This window comes from Knoellia locipacati (genome assembly GCF_044791685.1).
Classification (GTDB): domain Bacteria; phylum Actinomycetota; class Actinomycetes; order Actinomycetales; family Dermatophilaceae; genus Knoellia; species Knoellia locipacati_A.
This window is the reverse complement of record NZ_CP087730.1, coordinates 439,723-459,501: the sequence shown is the minus strand read 5'-3', so window position 1 is coordinate 459,501 and position 19,779 is coordinate 439,723. Positions and strand designations below refer to the sequence as shown.

At 71.9% G+C, this 19,779-nt stretch carries 20 protein-coding genes; 15 read left to right on the top strand and 5 right to left on the bottom strand.

Features of this window, described 5'->3' with window-relative positions; genetic code table 11:
- Positions 1-21 precede the first annotated feature (21 nt).
- Both LL946_RS02110 and LL946_RS02105 read right to left on the bottom strand, forming a co-directional pair.
- On the bottom strand, positions 22-261 hold the full coding sequence (locus LL946_RS02110) for an acyl-CoA carboxylase subunit epsilon (protein WP_404384303.1): 240 nt from the start codon (positions 259-261) through the stop codon (positions 22-24).
- The gene (locus LL946_RS02105) at positions 258-1,898 is read right to left on the bottom strand and encodes an acyl-CoA carboxylase subunit beta (protein WP_404384301.1); all 1,641 of its coding nucleotides are present in this window, start codon (positions 1,896-1,898) and stop codon (positions 258-260) included. The genes LL946_RS02110 and LL946_RS02105 overlap by 4 nt, the downstream gene beginning before the upstream one ends.
- Positions 1,899-1,922: 24 nt before the next feature.
- Here LL946_RS02105 and LL946_RS02100 point away from each other — a divergent pair, with 24 nt between their 5' ends.
- From LL946_RS02100 to LL946_RS02085, 4 genes are all read left to right on the top strand, one after another.
- Positions 1,923-2,684: a biotin--[acetyl-CoA-carboxylase] ligase gene (locus LL946_RS02100; RefSeq protein WP_404384299.1), complete on the top strand. Its 762-nt coding sequence runs from the start codon at positions 1,923-1,925 to the stop codon at positions 2,682-2,684.
- A gap of 27 nt (positions 2,685-2,711) precedes the next feature.
- On the top strand, positions 2,712-3,770 hold the full coding sequence (locus tag LL946_RS02095; protein WP_404384297.1) for an adenylate/guanylate cyclase domain-containing protein: 1,059 nt from the start codon (positions 2,712-2,714) through the stop codon (positions 3,768-3,770).
- Between the two features lie 68 nt (positions 3,771-3,838).
- Positions 3,839-4,516 carry a response regulator transcription factor gene (locus LL946_RS02090; protein WP_404384295.1) on the top strand — a complete coding sequence of 226 codons (678 nt, stop codon included), beginning with the start codon at positions 3,839-3,841 and terminating at the stop codon, positions 4,514-4,516.
- A 6-nt stretch (positions 4,517-4,522) separates the two neighbouring features.
- Entirely contained in the window at positions 4,523-5,539 is a 1,017-nt protein-coding gene (locus tag LL946_RS02085) for a sensor histidine kinase (protein ID WP_404384293.1), read from the top strand.
- 45 nt (positions 5,540-5,584) lie between these two features.
- Here LL946_RS02085 and LL946_RS02080 read toward each other — a convergent pair whose 3' ends face one another.
- Positions 5,585-6,112 carry a GtrA family protein gene (locus LL946_RS02080; protein ID WP_404384291.1) on the bottom strand — a complete coding sequence of 176 codons (528 nt, stop codon included), beginning with the start codon at positions 6,110-6,112 and terminating at the stop codon, positions 5,585-5,587.
- Positions 6,113-6,182: 70 nt separating this feature from the next.
- Between LL946_RS02080 and LL946_RS02075 the strand changes: the two genes are divergently transcribed.
- Together LL946_RS02075 and purE are read left to right on the top strand one after the other, a co-directional pair.
- Positions 6,183-7,355, top strand: coding sequence for a 5-(carboxyamino)imidazole ribonucleotide synthase (locus LL946_RS02075; protein WP_404384289.1), 1,173 nt, complete (start codon positions 6,183-6,185; stop codon positions 7,353-7,355).
- Positions 7,352-7,882 (top strand): 5-(carboxyamino)imidazole ribonucleotide mutase, encoded by a 531-nt coding sequence (gene purE / locus LL946_RS02070; protein WP_404384287.1) that lies wholly within the window; start codon positions 7,352-7,354, stop codon positions 7,880-7,882. Before LL946_RS02075 ends, purE begins: the two co-directional genes overlap by 4 nt.
- Before the next feature lie 10 nt (positions 7,883-7,892).
- Here the strand turns inward: purE and LL946_RS02065 are convergent, their stop codons facing one another.
- Positions 7,893-8,345: a CoA-binding protein gene (locus LL946_RS02065; protein ID WP_404384285.1), complete on the bottom strand. Its 453-nt coding sequence runs from the start codon at positions 8,343-8,345 to the stop codon at positions 7,893-7,895.
- A 61-nt stretch (positions 8,346-8,406) separates the two neighbouring features.
- On the opposite strand from LL946_RS02065, the gene LL946_RS02060 reads away from it, so the two are divergent.
- The 3 genes from LL946_RS02060 (at position 8,407) to LL946_RS02050 (ending at position 11,796) form a co-directional block, all read left to right on the top strand.
- On the top strand, positions 8,407-9,423 hold the full coding sequence (locus LL946_RS02060) for an LLM class F420-dependent oxidoreductase (protein ID WP_404384283.1): 1,017 nt from the start codon (positions 8,407-8,409) through the stop codon (positions 9,421-9,423).
- A 40-nt stretch (positions 9,424-9,463) separates the two neighbouring features.
- Positions 9,464-10,507 (top strand): SGNH hydrolase domain-containing protein, encoded by a 1,044-nt coding sequence (locus LL946_RS02055; RefSeq protein WP_404384281.1) that lies wholly within the window; start codon positions 9,464-9,466, stop codon positions 10,505-10,507.
- Between the two features lie 113 nt (positions 10,508-10,620).
- Positions 10,621-11,796 carry an acyl-CoA dehydrogenase family protein gene (locus LL946_RS02050; RefSeq protein ID WP_404384279.1) on the top strand — a complete coding sequence of 392 codons (1,176 nt, stop codon included), beginning with the start codon at positions 10,621-10,623 and terminating at the stop codon, positions 11,794-11,796.
- A 61-nt stretch (positions 11,797-11,857) separates the two neighbouring features.
- Here LL946_RS02050 and LL946_RS02045 read toward each other — a convergent pair whose 3' ends face one another.
- Entirely contained in the window at positions 11,858-13,165 is a 1,308-nt protein-coding gene (locus LL946_RS02045; protein ID WP_404384277.1) for an LCP family protein, read from the bottom strand.
- A gap of 94 nt (positions 13,166-13,259) precedes the next feature.
- On the opposite strand from LL946_RS02045, the gene LL946_RS02040 reads away from it, so the two are divergent.
- The 6 genes from LL946_RS02040 to LL946_RS02015 all read left to right on the top strand — a co-directional run bounded on the left by LL946_RS02040 (position 13,260) and on the right by LL946_RS02015 (position 19,748).
- On the top strand, positions 13,260-14,267 hold the full coding sequence (locus tag LL946_RS02040) for a glycosyltransferase family 2 protein (RefSeq protein ID WP_404384275.1): 1,008 nt from the start codon (positions 13,260-13,262) through the stop codon (positions 14,265-14,267).
- A gap of 3 nt (positions 14,268-14,270) precedes the next feature.
- The gene (locus tag LL946_RS02035) at positions 14,271-15,413 is read left to right on the top strand and encodes a glycosyltransferase (protein WP_404384273.1); all 1,143 of its coding nucleotides are present in this window, start codon (positions 14,271-14,273) and stop codon (positions 15,411-15,413) included.
- Between the two features lie 94 nt (positions 15,414-15,507).
- Positions 15,508-16,473: an ABC transporter permease gene (locus LL946_RS02030; protein ID WP_404384271.1), complete on the top strand. Its 966-nt coding sequence runs from the start codon at positions 15,508-15,510 to the stop codon at positions 16,471-16,473.
- Between the two features lie 4 nt (positions 16,474-16,477).
- Entirely contained in the window at positions 16,478-17,368 is an 891-nt protein-coding gene (locus LL946_RS02025) for an ABC transporter ATP-binding protein (RefSeq protein ID WP_404384269.1), read from the top strand.
- Entirely contained in the window at positions 17,365-18,435 is a 1,071-nt protein-coding gene (locus LL946_RS02020; protein WP_404384267.1) for a glycosyltransferase, read from the top strand. Before LL946_RS02025 ends, LL946_RS02020 begins: the two co-directional genes overlap by 4 nt.
- Complete coding sequence (locus tag LL946_RS02015; RefSeq protein WP_404384265.1) at positions 18,432-19,748, top strand: glycosyltransferase family 4 protein; 1,317 nt, start codon at positions 18,432-18,434, stop codon at positions 19,746-19,748. Before LL946_RS02020 ends, LL946_RS02015 begins: the two co-directional genes overlap by 4 nt.
- Positions 19,749-19,779: the final 31 nt, after the last annotated feature.

Here is a 19,779-nt window from a genome sequence, read left to right as displayed (position 1 = left end):
CGGGGTAGGTGCCGGGGTCGGTCAGGGGCGCAGGGAGTGGCGCCAGACGTGGGGGCCGGGGGTGGGCGTGCGTCGGACGAGCCGTGCCGGTGCCGACCACTGCGACGTATGCCGTGGCGCGGCCTCCGTGCCGGCTCCCCCCGAGGCGGCCGACAGGACGGCGACGAGCGCGGCGACCTGCTCAGGAGTGGCGTCGCCGATGACCTCGATCGACTGCGCCGCTGGAGGATTGACTGTCGTGTCCTGTGCGTCAGAGGTCATAGGGGAATGTTTCCGTGCTTCTTGGGCGGAAGGGTCTCGCGCTTGGTGCGCAGCGCCCGCAGTGCCTTGGTGACGTTCATCCGCGTGTTCGACGGCGTGATGACGGTGTCGATGTAGCCGCGCTCGGCGGCGACGTAGGGGTTGGCGAGGGTGTCCTCGTACTCGGTGATGAACTTCTGGCGGGCCGCGTCGACGTCGTCGCCCTGCTCGGCGGCAGCGGCGAGCTGCTTGCGGTAGAGGATGTTGACCGCGCCCTGCGCGCCCATGACCGCGATCTGCGCCGTCGGCCAGGCGAGGTTGATGTCGGCGCCGAGGTGCTTGGACCCCATGACGTCGTAGGCGCCGCCGTAGGCCTTGCGGGTGATGACCGTGACGAGCGGGACCGTCGCCTCGGCATAGGCGTAGATGAGCTTGGCGCCCCGGCGGATGATGCCGTCCCACTCCTGGTCGGTGCCCGGGAGGAAGCCCGGCACGTCGACGAAGGTGAGGATCGGGACGTTGAACGCGTCGCAGGTCCGCACGAAGCGGGCGGCCTTCTCGGAGGCGTCGATGTCGAGGGTCCCGGCGAACTGCATCGGGTTGTTGGCGACGACACCGACCGAGCGGCCCTCGATCCGGCCGAACCCGATGACGAGGTTCGGCGCGAACAGCGGTGACACCTCGAGGAACTCGCCGTCGTCGACCACGGCCTCGATGACCTGGTGCATGTCGTAGGGCTGGTTGGGGCTGTCCGGGATGATCGTGTCGAGGAAGCGGTCCTCGTCGGTGACCTCGAGCGAGAGCTCCTCGTCACCGAACGCCGGCGGCTCCTCCATGTTGTTCGAGGGCAGGTAGGACAGCAGCGCCTTGACGTACTCGACCGCGTCCTCCTCGTCGGTGCCCATGTAGTGCGCGACACCGGACTTGGAGTTGTGGGTGCGGGCGCCGCCGAGCTCCTCGAAGCCGACGTCCTCGCCGGTGACGGTCTTGATGACGTCGGGACCGGTGATGAACATGTGGGAGGTCTGGTCGACCATGACCGTGAAGTCCGTGACGGCCGGTGAGTAGACCGCGCCACCGGCGCACGGGCCCATGATGAGCGAGATCTGCGGGATGACCCCGGACGCGTGGACGTTGCGCCGGAAGATCTCGCCGTAGAGGCCGAGCGAGACGACGCCCTCCTGGATGCGGGCGCCACCGGAGTCGTTGAGCCCGACGACCGGGCAGCCGACCTTCATCGCGAAGTCCATGACCTTGGTGATCTTCTCGCCGAAGACCTCACCGAGCGACCCGCCGAAGACGGTGAAGTCCTGCGCGAACACCGCGACGGTCCGGCCGTCGACGGTGCCGTAGCCGGTGACGACGCCGTCGCCGTAGGGCCGGTTCGCGTCCTGGCCGAAGGCGACCGAGCGGTGCCGGGCGTACTTGTCCATCTCGACGAACGAGCCCTCATCGAGGAGCATCGCGAGGCGCTCGCGGGCGGTCTTCTTGCCGCGTGCGTGCTGCTTCTCGACGGCCCGCTCGGAGCCGGCGTGGGCGACCTCGCCGACGCGCCGCTTGAGGTCGGCGAGCTTGCCGGCGGTGGTGTGGATGTCGATGCCCGTGTCCGCGGCGGGAACGTCGGTTCCGCCGGTGGGCTGGGTGTCGGTCTGCGCCATGGGTGCGACTCTAGCCTTGACCCCGTGACCCCACCTGCTGCCTCCCGCCCCATGGATGCGTCCCTCATCACACCGGGACCGCCATGGCTTCCCGTCGAAGTCCACGACAGCGTCGGGTCGACCAACGCCGAGCTCGCCCGCGACCCGCGCCCGTGGCGGGTCGTCACCGCCGAGGAGCAGCGGCAGGGGAGGGGCCGGCTCGACCGGGCGTGGACGACGACACCGGGGGCGAGCATCGCGGCGAGCGTCCTTGTGCCGCGCCCCGCGCGCGCCCCGCTCGGGTGGGTGCCCCTCGTCGTCGGTCTCGCCCTGCGCGATGCCATCACCTCGACGAGCGGGGTGGAGGTCGCCCTCAAGTGGCCCAACGACCTGCTCGTCCCCGCCGACGGCGACCGCAAGGTCGCCGGCATCCTCGCCGAGCTCACCCCCGCCGGCGTCGTCGTCGGCGCCGGCGTCAACATCGACCAGGAGCGGGCCGACCTCCCCGTCGACACGGCCACGTCCCTCCGTCTCGCCGGCGCACCGGGAGTGAGCCGAGAAGCCGTGCTCACGGCATACCTGCGTTCTCTCGCAACGCTTTTGGGCAACCTCGATGCGGATCCGTATGCCGTGCGCGCGGCCTACGTCGCCGCCTGCGCCACCGTGGGCCGCGAGGTCCGGGTGCACCTGCCGGGGTCGGAACTGACCGGGCTGGCCACCGACGTCGACGCAGACGGCAGACTGTCCCTGACGACGGAGTCCGGCACCCGTGCCGTGGCCGCTGGCGACGTCGTCCACGTCCGGTGAGTCCCGCGAAGATCCAGGAGGTTGCACGTGCCTGAGCCCTCCCGCGACCTCGAGGCAGAGATCGAGGAGCGCCTCCTCGGCCGCCGCGCGACCATGGGCCGCCGCGAGATCAGCCGTGAGGCCTCGGTGTCGGTGCAGTCGGCGCGCAAGCTCTGGCACGCCCTCGGCTTCCAGATCGTCGACGACGAGGAGGTCATGTTCACCGAGGCCGACCTCGGCGCCCTCATCCGCGTCTCGGACCTCGTGCGCGACAACGACCTCGACGAGGACCTCGCGCTGTCGATGGCCCGGGCGTTCGCGCGCACGTCCGACCGGCTCGCCGTGTGGCAGACCCAGCTCGTCGCCGAGTACCTCACTCCCGCGGACCAGGAGGCCGAGATCGGTGAGAAGGACGCCCGCGCCGTGCCCGAGCGCAGCGTCGCCGAGGCCGCCGCGACCCAGCTCGCCGACCTCGTCGACCAGCTCGAGCCCCTCATGGTCTACGTCTGGCGCCGCCACCTCACCTCGGCGATCACCCGCATGCTCGAGGACGCCCGCGACACCGACCACGACCCGAGCGCGCCGCTGCGCGTCGTGGGGTTCGCCGACCTCGTGTCCTTCACCTCCCTCGTGCGCCGGATGACGGAGCGACAGCTCGGCACGCTGGTGCAGCGCTTCGAGGAGCTCGCGAGCGACGTCGTGACGACCCACGGCGGACGGGTCATCAAGACGGTGGGTGACGAGGTCCTCTTCGTGCACGTGGAGGCCGACGCAGCTGCCGCGATTGGGCTCGACCTCGTCGACTCGATGGCCGAGGACCCGCTGCTGCCCGACGTGCGGGTGGGCATGGCCTTCGGCAAGGTCATCAGCCGCCTCGGCGACGTCTTCGGCACGACGGTCAACCGCGCCAGCCGCCTCACCGCCGTGACACCCCCGGGGAGGGTGTTCGTCGACGACGAGGTGGCCCGTGCGCTCGGCGCCCTGTCGGGCTTCGCGATGATCGAGCAGCGTCCCCGGCACCTGCGGGGCATCGGGGCCGTGACGCCCTTCGAGCTGGCCCGCTCGACGGGTGCGCGGCGTGCGCGTCCGTGGGACCACCACGCCTGAGACCCGCCCACCACGCCTGAGACCCGCCCACCACGCGGGAAAGCCCCTCCCACCACTACCATCGCCGCATGACCCGCGTGCTGCTCGCCGAGGACGACCCGGCGATCTCCGAGCCCCTCGCCCGGGCCCTGCGACGTGAGGGCTACGACGTCGACGTACGGGCCGACGGTCGCGAGGCTCTCGAGGCCGCTCGTGACAACCCCGACCTTGTCGTCCTCGACCTCGGCCTCCCCACGATGGACGGTCTCGAGGTGTGCCGGCGCCTGCGCGGTGAAGGCTTCACCGTGCCGGTGCTCGTGCTCACGGCGCGCGCCGACGAGGTCGACACGGTCGTCGGGCTCGACGCCGGCGCCGACGACTACGTCACCAAGCCGTTCCGGCTCGCCGAGCTCCTGGCCCGGGCGCGTGCGCTGCTGCGTCGCGGCATCCCCGAGGCGCCGGTCACCGGCGACGTCGACGTCCGCGTCGACAGCGAGTCGCGGCGGGTCTTCCTCCACGGCGAGGAGATCCAGCTGACCGCCAAGGAGTACGAGCTGCTGCGCGTGCTCGCCCGCAACCAGGGCAAGGTCATCTCTCGCGAGCAGCTCATGCGCGAGGTCTGGGAGACCGCCTGGTACGGCTCGACCAAGACCCTTGACATGCACATCTCGGTCCTGCGCAAGAAGCTCGGCGACGACGCCATGCAGCCGCGCTACATCACGACCATCCGAGGCGTCGGCTTCCGCTTCGACCCCGCGGGGGAATGACGCTCCATGCGGCGGCTCCTCCTGAAGTCCACGCTCGCGGCCGTCGGGGCCACCCTGGCCATCTTCGGCGTGCCACTGTTCGTCTTGGGGGTCGCCGTCGCGCTCGCACCCCCCGAGCGGCGGACGAGGTTCGTGGAGCAGACCACCGGGCTCCAAGGGGTGCTGGTCCTCACCGGCATCGTCCTCGTGCTCGCCCTGCTGGGGCTCGCGGCAGGCTGGTTCGTCGCCCAGCGACGGGCACGCCTCATCGGTGACCCGCTCACCGAGCTGGCCGCGCGTGCCGAGCGGCTCGGGGCGGGCGAGTCACGCTTCATGCCGCTGGACTCGGGCATCGGCGAGCTCGACCGGATCAGCGACGTCCTCTCGCGCAGCGCGAACCAGGTGACCCGCAACCTCGCGGCCGAGCGCGACTTCGCCGCCGACGCCTCGCACCAGCTCCGCACCCCGCTCACCGCCCTGCTCATGCGCCTCGACGAGATCGCCTCCACCGACGACCTCGGCGTGGTCCAGGAGGAGGCCCAGGTCGCCATCGACCAGGTCGAGCGGCTGAGCAAGGTCGTCGACGACCTCATGGGCCGCACCCGGGTGAGCGACCCCGCGCGTCCGAGCGTCTCCCTCGACGCGATCCTCGCCTCGCTCCAGCGCGAGTGGCAGCCGGCGTTCGCCTCCGCGAAGCGGAGCATGCGCATCCACGGCGAGCGCGGCCTGCGCGTCCGCGCGACTCCCGTGGCCCTCGCGCAGATCCTGTCCACCCTCGTCGAGAACGCTCTGGCCCACGGACGTGGCACCGTCGACATCGCCGCGCGCCGGGCCGGCCCTTCGGTCGTCATCGAGCTGGGCGACGAGGGCGAGGGCGTGTCGACGTCCATCGCGCCGCACATCTTCGAGCGGTCCGTGTCCTCGTCCGGGTCCGGCCTCGGGCTCACGCTCGCGCGCGACCTCGCCGAGGACAACGGTGGGCGGCTCGAGCTCGTGAGCACGCAGCCGGCGGTCTTCGCGGTCTTCCTCTCCGAGGCGGACTGACCCGGCCCGCAACTTTTGACCAATGGGTCGAAAGGTGCGCGCGGATCAGCCGTCGTCGTGGTGCCCGCGCTGCTCGTGGTGGTGCATCTCGGCGAGGGGCGAGGTGTCGACGTCGATCGGCTCCCCGGCGAAGACGAAGCGCCGGTAGGCCCAGAAGCGGAAGAGCGTGCCCAGGCCGATGGCGACGATCTTCGTGACGTTGTCGGCCGTGAGCGAGGAGAGGTCGAGGACGTAGTTCGTGAACGCGATGGCCGCGGCCTGGAGGACGAGCGCGACCCCGTTGGTGCCGGCGAAGAGGGCCGCCTCGTGGTGGGCCGGCCGGTTGCGGCGGTGGCGGAAGGTCCACATCCGGTTGCCGACCCACGCGAAGGCGGTCGCGATCGAGGCCGAGACGATGACGGCTGCGGTCGGCTTGTCCTCGAGGAGCGTGCGCCGCAGCAGGTTGAAGCTGCCCATGTCGATGACGAAGGCGAGCAGGCCGATGACGCCGAACTTGATGGCCTCGCGGTAGAGCACGTCGATGGCTCCGCGGAGCCGCGCGATGAGGCTCCCCGCGGGAGTCGTGGACGTCACCGGCTGAGCGTAGCCGCCGAACCCTAAGCCCGTATGCCGTGAGCCCACCTCGCGCCGATATCCTCCCGGGGTGACTGCCCCCCTGCGCGCTCCCGGAGGATTCCCCGTCGTCGGCATCATCGGTGGTGGCCAGCTCGCGCGGATGTGCGCGGGACCGGCGGCCGAGCTGGGGGTCACGCTCAGCGTCCTCGCCGAGGCCCACGACGCCAGTGCGGCGCTGGTCATCCCCTCGGCGCCGGTGGGCGCCCACAGCGACGTCGACGCGGTCCTCGCCTTCGCGGCCGAGTGCGACGTCGTGACGTTCGACCACGAGCACGTCCCGGCCGACGTGCTCGCCGCGCTCGCCGACGCCGGTGCGGTGATGCACCCGACGCCAGAGGCGCTCGTCTTCGCCCAGGACAAGCTCGAGATGCGTGCGCGCCTCAGCGCCCTCGGCATCCCCTGCCCGAGGTGGGCCCCGGCGCTCACCGCCGACGAGGTCACCGCCTTCGGTGACGAGGTCGGGTGGCCGGTGGTCGCCAAAACACCGCGCGGAGGCTACGACGGCAAGGGCGTGCGGGTCGTCGGGTCCGCCGCGGAGCTGGCCGACTGGCTCGAGCGGGCGACGTCCGAGGACTCCCCGCTCCTGCTGGAGGAGAAGGTCTCCTTCACCCGTGAGCTGGCCGTCCTCCTCGCCCGCAGCCCGTCGGGGCAGGCCGCGGCCTGGCCCGTCGTCGAGACCGTCCAGACCGACAGCATCTGCACAGAGGTCATCGCCCCCGCTCCTGAGCTCGACGAGAACCTGGCCGCCCGCGCCACCGAGGCCGGCCTGCGGATCGCCGGCGAGCTCGGGGTCACGGGCGTCCTCGCGGTCGAGATGTTCGAGCTGCCCGGCGGCGCGTTCGTCGTCAACGAGCTCGCCATGCGCCCGCACAACAGCGGCCACTGGTCGATGGACGGTGCCGTGACGGGACAGTTCGAGCAGCACCTGCGCGCCGTGCTCGACCTGCCGCTGGGGTCACCGAGGCCGCGGCACGCGTGGACGGTGATGGGCAACGTGCTCGGCGGCGAGCACACCGAGCTCTACCCGGCATACCGTCATGTCATGGCACGCGACCCCGAGATCAAGGCGCACCTCTACGGCAAGGGCGTCCGGCCGGGACGCAAGATCGGACACGTCAACGTCAGCGGCGACGACCTCGCCGACCTGCGCGAGCGGGCCCGGCACGCCGCCGACTACATCGAGGGAGCGATCACCGAATGACCGACGCGACGAAGTCCCCGACGCCTGTGGTCGGCGTGGTCATGGGCAGTGACAGCGACTGGCCGGTGATGGAGGCGGCCGCGACGGTCCTCGACGACTTCGGCATCGCCCACGAGGTCGACGTCGTCTCCGCCCACCGCATGCCCGACGAGATGCTCGCCTACGGGCAGCAGGCGGAGGAGCGCGGCCTGCGCGTCATCATCGCCGGCGCCGGGGGAGCGGCCCACCTCCCGGGCATGCTCGCCTCGGTCACCTCGCTGCCGGTCATCGGGGTGCCGGTGCCGCTGGAGTACCTCGACGGGATGGACTCGCTGCTCTCGATCGTGCAGATGCCCGGTGGCGTGCCGGTGGCGACGGTGTCGGTCGCGGGAGCCCGCAATGCCGGACTGCTCGCCGCTCGCATCCTCGGTGCCGGCGAGGGCGACGAGGCGGCGCGGATCCGGGCCGCGATGGGCGAGTTCCGGGCGAGCCTGCGCGACGAGGCCCGTGCCAAGGGCGCAGCCCTGCGCGAGCGCCGCCAGTCCTGAGTCTCGGTCCTCAGCGGGCGGAGCCCTCGCCCCGAACCCGCGGCCACTCGATCTTCGGGCAGGTGTCCATGACGACCTCGAGTCCGGCCTTGCGCGCGCGCTCGGCGGCCGCGGTGTCGACGACGCCCTCCTGCATCCAGATGGCGTCGATCTGGAGCCGGTCCTTGTGCTCGATCGCCTGGTCGACCACGGCACCGACGTGGCCGGAGTTGACGAAGCAGTCGATGACCTTGATGTCCTGGTCGGGGATGTCCGCGAGGGTGGCGTAGCCCTGCTCCGAGTGCACCGTCTCGGCCTTGGGGTGGACCGGAATGATCGCCTTGTGCAGCTCGTGCTTGAGCCACTGCGCCACGCCGTGTGCCGGTCGACGCGTGTTGGTGCTCAACCCCACGATGACCCAGGTGCCCGGGTCGTTGAGGAGCTCGCGGATGGTGTCGGGGTCGTTGCGGTGTCGGAACGTCACCTCCGCATCATGCCTCGGATCCGGGCTTGCGGGTGACGTGGTGGACCTGTTGGGTGGGCACATGAGATTCGGCATCTTCATCCCGCAGGGCTGGCGTCACGACCTCGCCGGCATCGACCCCGACCAGCACTGGGGCGTGATGGCGGGTCTGGCGAGGCGGGCGGACGGCATCCGCGACTGGGAGTCGATCTGGGTCTTCGACCACTTCCACCCCGTGCCGCACCCCACCCAGGAGGCGGTGCACGAGGCCTGGGCGCTCATGGCGGCGTTCGCCGGGGTCACCGGCCGGGTGCGGATCGGCCAGATGTGCACGTGCATGAGCTATCGCAACCCCGCCTACCTCGCCAAGGTCGCGGCCACCGTCGACGTCATCTCCGAGGGCCGGCTCGACATGGGCATCGGCGCCGGGTGGTACGAGCACGAGTGGCGGGCCTACGGCTACGGCTTCCCGTCCGCGGGCGAGCGGCTGGCGCGGCTGCGCGAGGGCGTCGAGATCTTCCAGCAGATGTGGACGACCGGGACGGCCACCCTCGACGGCGAGCACTACCAGGTCGACGGCGCCATGTGCTTCCCGAGGCCGTTGCAGGGCACCGCGTTCGAGGGGTCGGAACGCAACGGCATACCGATCTGGATCGCCGGCGGGGGCGAGCGCAAGACGCTGCGGATCGCGGCCGAGTACGCCGACTACACGAACTTCCTCGGTGACCGCGAGGTCTTCGCCCGCAAGAGCGAGATCCTCAAGGGGCACTGCGCCGACGTCGGCCGCGACGTCGACTCGATCACCCGGTCGTCCAACTTCAACGTCGTCATCGGCCGCGATGCCAAGGAGGTCGAGGAGCGCTTCCGCTGGATCGAGAACCACCTGCGCGGAGCCGGGGTCCCCGACGCGGCCGTGGCCCGCCAGCTCCAGACCTACCGCGAGGGCACGGCCGTCGGCACCCCCGACCAGGTCGCCAGCGCGCTGGCCGACATGCAGGACCTCGGCATGACCTACGCGATCACGAACTTCATGGAGTCGGCCTACGACCTGTCCGGGGTCGAGCTGTTCGAGCGGGAGGTCATCCCCGCCCTGCGCTGAGAGGATGTGCCCTTCGGTGCCAAGGACGTGGGAGGTGGACGTGGCTGCTGGTCGCGGGGCTCGGCGGTCGGTGCGGCGCGTCGGTGACCTCGCCGTCGCCGTGGCCGTCGTCGTCGCGCTGGCGGGCGGGTGCGCCGCCGAGTCCGCCGAGCCCGGCGCGACCTCGACCTCGGATGGCACGTCCCGGCCCAGCGCGCAAAGCGCGCAACCCACCCAGCCTCCGCACACGCCGGGTGACCCCTGCGTCGGACCCGGGGCGCTCGTCGAGGCCAACTCGTGCGAGTCGGTCCAGGGCACCGGGCCACTCATCGCCTCACCAGCGGCGATGAAGGCGCAGCTGAAGGACCGCCTCCTGCAGCAGTGCCAGGCGTCGATCGCCGGCACCGAGCTGCGCGACTGCGTCGTCGGGGACCGGACCGACCCCACGGAGACCGTGGCGCTCGTCGGTGACTCCCACGCCATCTCGTTCCTGAGGATGGCCGACGAGCTGGGCAAACGACGCGGCTGGAAGGTCGTCGTGCATGGCAAGGGCTCCTGCCCCTCGAGCGACGCCGTCCGCACCCTGGCAGCCGAGACGGCCCTCGCCCGCCGCACCGCCTGCCAGACCTACAACAGGGCCGTGGACGCGGCCCTGCTCGAGGACCGTACGGTCACCCGGATCCTCGCGTCGTCCTACACCGCGAGGTACGGCTGGCTGCCGTACGGCGGTACGACCGACGACAAGGCGGGGGAGAAGGGCTTCGCCACCCGCTTCGCCCGGTGGCTGAAGGCCGGCAAGAAGGTCACCGTCATCGCCGACGTCCCATCCCCGCGGGAGGGACTGTCCGTGCCCGAGTGCGTCGCGGCCAACCCGGACCCCGGGGACTCCTGCACGACACCTCGCGCCACGGCGGTGCCGGTCGACCTCGCGGTGGCCGCGGCGCGCGCCGTCGGGGCGCAGGTCGTCGACCTCACCGACTTGTTCTGCGACGACGCCACGTGCTACGGCAGGGTCGGCGACGTCATCGTCTACCGCGACACCGACCACCTGAGCTTCGAGTACGCCGCCCTCCTGGCGCCCTTCGTCGACGAGCGCCTCGGCTGACCGCGGGCTGGCCGTGGGCTGACCGCGGGCTGGCCGTGGGTCAGCCCCCGGACGTGGCCGGTCCCACACCGGATCGGTCAGGTGGACGGCATACGCGTCGTTAGGATCGCCGGGTGAGCGCGAACGCCAAGAACACCGACTTCCCCTTCTTCAGCACCAGCGAGGACCACGAGGCGATCCGCGAGGCCGTCCGTGACGTGGCCGAGGCCAAGATCGCGCCGTTCGCGGCCGCGGTGGACGAGGAGTCCCGCTACCCGCAGGAGGCGCACGACGCGCTCGTCGCCTCCGACTTCTTCGCGCCACACGTGCCCGAGGAGTACGACGGTGTCGGCGCCGACGCGCTCGCCACCTGCATCGTCATCGAGGAGGTGGCCCGGGTCTGCGCGAGCTCCTCGCTCATCCCGGCCGTCAACAAGCTCGGCTCGCTCCCGGTCATGCTCGGCGGCTCCGAGGACCTCAAGGCGAAGTACCTCCCGCCGCTGGCCCGCGGCGAGGCCGGCTTCTCCTACGGCCTGTCCGAGCGCGAGGCCGGGTCCGACACGGCGGCGATGAAGTGCCGCGCGAAGTCGGACGGCGACGACTGGGTCCTCAACGGGCAGAAGTCGTGGATCACCAACGCCGGTGTCTCGGAGTACTACACGGTCCTGGCCGTCACCGACCCGGACGGCACCCGCGGCAACAACATCAGCGCCTTCGTCGTGGAGAAGTCCGACGAGGGGTTCTCGTTCGGCGAGAAGGAGCGCAAGCTCGGGATCAAGGGCAGCCCGACCCGTGAGCTGATCTTCGACAACGTCCGCATCCCCGGTGACCGCATCGTCGGCGCACCCGGTGAGGGCCTCAAGATCGCGCTGCGCACCCTCGACCACACCCGCGTCACGATCGGCGCGCAGGCGGTCGGCATCGCGCAGGGCGCCCTCGAGCAGGCCACGGCCTACGTCAAGGAGCGCAAGCAGTTCGGCAAGCACATCGCCGACTTCCAGGGCATCCAGTTCATGCTCGCCGACATGGCGATGGAGCTCGAGGCGGCGCGCCAGATGGTCTACGTCGCAGCCGCGAAGTCCGAGCGGGGCGACGCCGACCTGCCGTTCTTCGGTGCCGCGGCCAAGTGCTACGCCTCCGACGTCGCGATGAAGGTGACGACCGACGCGGTCCAGCTCCTCGGCGGCGCCGGCTACACCCGCGACTTCCCGCTCGAGCGGATGATGCGCGACGCCAAGATCACCCAGATCTACGAAGGCACCAACCAGATCCAGCGCATCGTCATGGCGCGCCAGCTGCTCAAGGGCTGACGCCCCAGACCTTCGGTATGCCGTTCGCCCTCCTGGGCGGACGGCACACCCCTTTCGCTGCTCAGCCTCCGGTGGGCTTGCCGTCGGTCCCGGCCGGGGGAGCCTCGAGGGGCTGGTCCTCGCGCAGCATCGTGAACAGGGCCTTGGCGCGCTCGGTGTCCCACTTGACCGCGAGCCCGGCACTGGTCTGGTAGGCGGTGTCCTGGATCGGCACCGTGAGGCTCAGGGTCGAGTCGTTGCCGGCGCCGCGCATGGCGAGCAGGATGTTGGCGGCGTCCTTCATCGAGGTGTCCTCACCGACGCCGACCGCCTCGGCAGCCGTGTGGGTGAACGACCAGTAGCGGAACGGGTTGAGGACCGTCGCCGGGGTGGCGGCGCCCTTCATGATCGCCGCGAGGAACTGGCGCTGCCGGTCGGCGCGGCCGATGTCTCCGCGAGGGTCGGAGTAGCGCGCCCGCACGAAGCCGAGGGCGTTCTTGCCGTCGAGGAGCTGGCAGCCCTTCTTGAGGTTGATGTGCGCCTTGGGGTCGTCCATGTCGAACGGGACGCAGATGTCGACGCCGCCGAGGCTGTTGACGACCGAGGCGAACCCGCCGAAGCCGATCTCGAGGTAGCCGTCGATCCGCAGACCGGTCACCTGCTCGAGGGTCCGGACGAGGAGCTGGGGCCCGCCGATGGAGTAGGCGGCGTTGATCTTGTTGCTGCCGTGGTCCGGGATCGGCACGAAGCTGTCCCGGGGGATCGAGATGATGACCGACTTGCCGCCGCCCGACGGGGTGTGGACGAGCATGATCGAGTCGGTCCGCCGGCCCTCGGCCGAGCCGGTCCCGAGCTCCTTGCGCTGGGCGGGAGTGAGGTCGTCGCGCGAGTCGGACCCGACGAGCAGGTAGGTGTTGCCGGGCGTCTCGGCCGGGCGGTCGCCGGCGGGCGCGTCCTCCACCCGGGACACCGTGCTCCACGCGTGGAACGGGCTGAAGACGAGGAACGCCAGCCACGCCACGAGCAGGACGGGCAGGACCAGCCACCACCGGCGACGGCGTCGGGGCCGGTCGGGGGCGTCGGTCGTCAGCGGCCGGGCGCCGCGAGGGCCGGAGGGGCGGCGTGCGTCGGGATGGGCGGCCGCGCCGTCGCGCCGGGGGTCGCGCCCTGCAGCTGCCTCGGGCCGGCGCTCGCGTGCGGGCCGCTGCTCGCGGACCGGGCGCTGGTCCGTCCGAGCGGGGCGCGACGCGCGCGGCGGCGGGGTGCGGCGTCGCCCGCGGGTGTCGACGGTGTAGACGGCGTCGTCGTCGATGTCGGGACGCGCCACCTCGGGCCGACCTCGCTGGGGGATCGGTCTGGCGTCGTCTCCGCGGGTCGGGCGTTCGGGCACGCCCCATAGTGTGCTCGCTCCAGCCACGACGCCAAAACGGCACGCCGACCCCGGCCCGCGATTCGGAGCGGTGCTCTGGGGGATGATCGTCGCGATGAGCGAGCCCTCCCGCCCCCACGACAGCACCGCCACGCCACCCCCGGTGAGCGTGGTGATCCCGGTCCTCAACGAGGAGCGGCACCTCCGTGACGCCGTGGGCCAGGTCCTCAGGCAATCGTATGCCGGCGAGCTCGAGGTCGTCCTCGCGCTGGGTCCGTCGACGGACCGGACGGACGAGGTGGCAGCGGACCTCGCCGCCTCGGATCCGAGGGTTCGGACGGTCAACAACCCGAGCGGGCGCACCCCCGCGGCCCTCAACGCCGGGATCGGCGCTGCTCGCCACGACGTCATCGTCCGGGTCGACGGGCACGCCGAGATCCCCGACGACTACGTCGCGACAGCGGTGCGGACCCTCGACGAGACCGGTGCGGACAACGTCGGCGGGCTCATGAAGGCGGTGGGACGCTCGGCGTTCGAGCGCGCCGTCGCCTGCGCCATGCGCAGCCGGATCGGGGTCGGGGGAGGGACCTTCCACGTCGGGGGAGGCGCGGGCCCGGTCGACACGGTCTATCTCGGTGCGTTCCGGCGCAGCGCCCTCGAGCGCGTCGGCGGCTACGACGAGCGCTACACGCGCACCCAGGACTGGCACCTCAACCTCAGGCTGCGCCAGACCGGTGGGACGGTGTGGTTCACGCCCGAGATGGAGGTGACCTACCGCCCACGCTCCAGCGTCAAGGCCCTCGCACGGCAGTACTTCCAGTACGGCCAGTGGCGGCGCGTCGTCATGCGCGAGCACCCCGAGACTGCGAACGCCCGCTACCTCGCACCTCCCGTGATGGTGGCCGGCACGACGGCCGCGACGCTCCTGGGACTGGTGTGGGCGCCGGCGCTCCTCGTGCCGACGGCATACGTCGCGGGTGTCCTCGTCGGCGGCGTCGCGATCAGCGGCGGCGAACCGGCACGAGCGCGCGCGCTCACACCGCTCGCGCTCGCGACGATGCACTGGTCGTGGGGCGCCGGCTTCCTCACGAGCCCCCGTTCCCTCGGCCGCGAGGAGGCCTGAGCAATGCGGATCCTCATGCTGGTGTGGACCGGCGTCGCGACGGACGCCCGTGTCCTGCGCGAGGCCCGCACCCTGGCCGGTGCCGGGCACAGCATCCACGTCATCGGCCGGGCGGTGCCCGACGGCTTCGAGCCGGGCGAGGGCATCACCGTCGGGTCCGTCGGTCGGGCTCCGGCCGCCGAGGGGCGCGGCCGGCGGCTCAACGCACCGGAGCGGGCGGCGAGGTGGGTGCTCCTGCCGCAGCACAGGCAGCGCCGGCTCCGGGCCTGGCAGGAGGAGGCGCGGGAGCAGGCGAGGGCGTGGGCGCACGAGTCCGGGCCCCCGGACGTCGTGCACGTCCACGACTACACCGCGCTCGAGCCCGGCGTCGCCCTGGCGCGGGAGTGGTCGGTGCCGTTCGTCTACGACACCCACGAGTACTGGGTGGGTCGCCCCGTCGAGGGTCGTCCCACGCCTCTCGCGCTGCGGCGTGAGGCCAGGCTCGAGTCCGAGCTCGTCGCCGGAGCCGCCGCTGTCATCACCGTCGGTGACGGCGTCGCCGGTGCCCTGCGCCGCGACCATCCGGACTGGCCCGAGGTCACCGTCGTCCGCAACACCTTCCCGCGGGGCGACGCCTCCGGCGTCTCCTCACCCCCGGCCGGGCTCGTGTATGCCGGCCGGCTGGCGGCCGACCGGGAGCTCGAGGTCGTCGCCGCGGCCAGCCGCCGGCTCGACCTGCCCGTGACGATCATGGGCCCCGGCGACGCCGAGTGGATCGAGCGGTTCGACCCCGGCGCGGCCACGGTCGAGCCCAGCGCCGGCCACGACGTCGTCGAGCAGCGGCTCCGGGCGGCGGGCGCCGCGCTCGTCACCCACAGCGACCGCTGGGAGAACCACCGGCTGGCCATGCCCAACAAGCTCTTCCACGCCGTGTCGGTCGGGGTCCCCGTCGTCGCCACCGACGTCGGCGAGCTCGGTGCGCTCGTCCGTGAGCACGGCGTCGGGACGCTCTACCCGCCCGGATCGGCGGACGGCCTGGTCGCGGCGGTGACCGAGCTCGTGCGGGACCACACGGCATACCTGCAGGCCGTGGAGGTGGCCCGCGGGGAGCTCACGTGGGAGCGCGACGCGGCCACGCTGCTGGACCTCTACCGCGCGATCGGCTGAGGCCGCGTCCTCTACACTGACGAGTCGCTGCGCCGCGCCCTCCACGAGGGCCGCGTGACGGCCGCAGCGATCACGACGAGAGATGGGTGACGGGATGTCAGAGGCCGACCAGGCCACCGGCCACCGCGACGCCGAGGACGGGCGCCCCGCTGTGGAGACCCCCGACGAGCACGCAGCCGCCGACCACGCAGCCAACCGCGAGGCCAACGAGCGCGCCTACAAGTCGGGCTACCTCTCCGAGGTGCAGGTCTACGAGCCGCACCGGGTCGGCCTGCCACCGCTGGTGCCGTACTTCAAGGAGCTCTGGCACCGCAAGGAGTTCGCCGCCGAGCTGTCCCGGGCGGAGATGCGATCGGCCAACACCCGGACGTTCTTCGGCCAGATCTGGCTCATCATCAACCCGCTGCTGCTCGCGGGCGTCTACTTCGTCCTGCTCTTCATCCTTGCCCGTCGCGCCGACGGCGCCGCGTTCTTCGCGCACCTCACGGCGGGCATCTTCGCCTTCTACTACATCTCGGGTGCGGTCACGACCGGCGCCCGTTCGGTCGTCGGCGGTGGGGCCCTCATCGCGAACATGTCGTTCCCGCGGCTTCTCATGCCGATGTCGTCGGTGCGGACCGCGTTCTTCCGCTTCCTGCCCCCGCTGGCCGTCTACTTCATCATCCACGCGGCCACCGGCCAGCCGTGGTCCTGGAAGATGATCCTCGCGGCCTATTTCCTCGCGTGCATGACGGTCTTCGCCGCGGGCATGGCGGCGATGTTCGCGACCTTCCAGGTCTACTTCCGCGACACCCTGAGCTTCCTGCCCTACTTCCTGCGCATCTGGCTCTACCTCAGCCCGGTGCTCTGGTTCATCGAGGAGGTGCCGGGCAAGCTCGCGCCGTTCATGACCTTCAACCCGCTGTTCTCGGTGCTCGGTGGGTTCACCGACCTCCTCGTGCGCTCCGACGTGCCGCCGCCGCACATCTGGGTCCTGGCGGCGGTGTGGTCCGTCCTCATGGCCGTCGGTGGCTTCCTGTTCTTCATCTCGAGGGAGCGTGAGTTCGCTGTCCGCCTCTGACCCGGTGCCCACCACGACCACGACCACGGACACGGCGGCTCCCGCCGACGCCGCGGCCCCCGCCGGCACGGCGGGCCCGTCCGACACCACGACCGCCGCGCCGGACGCCGCGACCCGCACTGCACCCGAACGGGTCGCCGTCAAGGTCGAGAACGTCTCGGTCACCTACCGCACGACGTTCGAGCGCACGCCGACGTTCAAGCAGGCCATCGTCCGCTTCGGGCGCGGCGAGCGCGCCGTGCGTGAGGTGCACGCGCTGCAGGACGTCTCGTTCACCGTCAACGAGGGCACCGCGCTCGGGATCATCGGCGCCAACGGTGCCGGCAAGTCGACCCTCATCCGCACCATCGGCGGCATCCTCCCGCCGACGACCGGCCGGATCGAGGTCCACGGTCGGATCAGTGCCCTGCTCGCACTCGGCGTCGGCTTCAACCCCAACCTGTCCGGCCGCGAGAACGTCGTCCTCGGCGGTCTGGCCAACGGGCTGACCCGTGCCCAGGTGGCGGCCCGGGCCGAGGAGATCGCCGACTTCTCCGAGCTCGGCGACTTCATGGACCTGCCGATCCGCACCTACTCCTCGGGCATGCGCTCCAAGCTGGCGTTCGCGGTGTCGGTGCACATGGACCCCGACATCCTCATGATCGACGAGGCTCTCTCGGCCGGTGACGCCGCCTTCAAGAAGAAGGCCGCCGACAAGATGCACGAGCTCATGGGCTCGGCGCGCGCGATGTTCCTCGTCTCGCACGGTCTCGGGTCGATCAAGGAGATGTGCAACCACGCCATCTGGCTGCACAAGGGACGCCTCATGCTCGAGGGCAGCCCCGACGAGGTCATCGCCGCCTACACGAAGTTCCTCAAGGTCGGTGAGGACGCCTTCAGCCTCGAGGACCTGTGACCCACGGCCAGCGACCGGACGTCACGATCGTGACGTCCGGGCACGACGTCGCTGACGCCAGGCTCCACCGCCTCACCCGAGCCCTTGTGCGCCACGGCGCGACGGTCGAGGTCCTCGGGCTGGGCGCCGTCGCCGACGGCCCGTCAGGCGCCTCGGTGCGGACGTGGCCGCGTGGCTCGATGGTCGGACGCGGGCTCCGCGGACTGACGATGGCGCGGGCGGCCCGAGGCTCGGTCCTGCTCGCGCTCGACCCCGACTCGCTGCTGTGGGCTCGGGTCTGGGGCCGGCTCACCCGCCGACCGGTCGTGGCCGACGTGCACGAGGACTACCGCCGGATGCTCGAGGACCGCGCCTGGGCGCAGGGCCTGCTCGGCCGGGGCGCGCGTGTCGTCGCCCGGGCCGCGGAGACCGTCGCCGCCCGTTCCGACCTCACCCTCGTCGCCGACGAGCACGTGCCCCCGGGATCCGCGAGGCACCGCATGGTCGTGCGCAACGAGGCGGACCGCGAGCTCATCGGACCCTCCCAGCCGTGGGACGAGACGCCGCGGGCGGTCTACGTCGGCGACGTCCGCGCCAGCCGTGGCCTCTTCACCATGCTCGACGCCCTGCGGGGAGCGCCGCAGTGGCGGCTCGACGTCATCGGACCCGTGGCCGCTGCCGACCAGCCCGCAGTGGATGCCCTCCTCGAGGCGGAGCCCGACCTCGCCGCCCGGGTCGGCTGGCACGGGCGCCAGCCGCCGGCACAGGCCTGGGCGATCGCCCACGGCGCCTGGGTCGGCTTCGCCCTGCTCGAGGACACCCCGGCGTTCCGTGACGCCCTGCCCTCCAAGCTTTACGAGTACATCGCCGCCGGGCTCGTGCCCGTCGTGACCCCGCTTCCGCGCCAGCAGCGCCTGTGCGAGGAGGTCGACGGGTTCGTGGTCGCCGACGCCGAGGAGGCCGCCCGGGTGCTGCGCGAGCTGGCCGCGGACCCGCAGGCGCGCACGCGGCTCAGCGCCCCGGCCGCGCCGGCCGTGCGGACCTCCTACGACGAGGCCGCCGAGGCCATCGTCGGGCTGCTCCCGTGACGCCGGGCGAGGGCCGGCCCCTGCGCGTGGCCATGGTCGTCAACAACGGCATGGCCAACGACTCGCGCGTCATCAAGTCGGCGGTCTCCCTGGTCCGAGCCGGTGCCGACGTCACCGCGTTCGGGGTGGCGTCCGCCGGGGCCGCCCGGACCGAGGCCTGGTGCGGTGGAGCCCGCTTCGTGCGGCTCCCGGTCTTCCCGAAACGAGGTCTCACACCGGCATACGCCGCGTATGCCGTCCGGCGTCGCCGCGGGCGCCTCGGTCCGGCCGACCGCTGGCGCACCGCCCTCGCCGCCACCACGGCGTACGCGCGGGCCTTCGGGCCGGCGCTGCGCGAGCACGCCCCCGACGTCGTGCACATCCACGACGTCCACATCCTCGCCGCCGTGCTCGAGGCGTGGCCGGACCCGGCCGACCGCCCGTTCCTCGTCTACGACGCGCACGAGTACGTCGCGGACCTGGCTGTCTCCGGTGCGCGAACCCGGCGCGTCGTCGACGGGTGGGCCGCCCTCGAGGCCGAGATGATCCCGTCTGTCGACCGCGTCATCACCGTGGCCGAGGGCATCGCCCGGCGCCTCGATGCCGAGCACGTCCTGTCGCACCCGGTCACGGTGGTCCACAACGCGCCGCTGGCGTGGGACGACCTCGTGGCCTCACGCAACCTGCGCGACGAGGCGGGGGTGGAGCCGGGCACGCCTCTCGCCGTGTACTCCGGCGCCGTGAGCGCCGCGCGCGGGCTCGACACCGTCGTCGACGCCCTGCCCCAGGTGCCGGACGTGCACCTCGCCGTCGTCGCGGTGCCCCACCCGCACCCCATGGCGCCCGAGCTCGAGCGCCGGGCCGCGGGGCTCGGCGTGGCCGACCGGCTGCACCTCGTCCCGCCCGTTCCTTCGCAGGAGGTGCCCGCCTACCTGAGCACGGCGGACGTCGCCGTGAGCCCGATCCATGGCGACTCGGCGAGCTACGACATGGCCTTGCCCAACAAGCTCTTCGAGTTCATCCACGCCGGGCTGCCGATCGTCACGAGCGACATCGCCGCGATGGCCGCGTTCGTCCGGGAGCACCGGCTCGGTGCGGTGTTCCGCCAGCGCGACGCGGCCGACTGCGCCCGCGCCCTCACCGCAGTCCTCGAGGGCATCGAGCGCGGCGAGGGCCCGTCGGCGGAGGTCATGGACCAGCTTCGTGACGAGTACTCGTGGCAGACCCAGGAGCAGCACCTCGTCGAGCTCTATCGGAGCCTGGGGAGCCCGGCGAGCGAGCTCCGGCAGCCCACTCACGCCTGGTCCAGCGACGAGCTGAGGCTCGACTTCTGAGCGGTGCCTGCGGCCCGCCCGATCCGCAGCC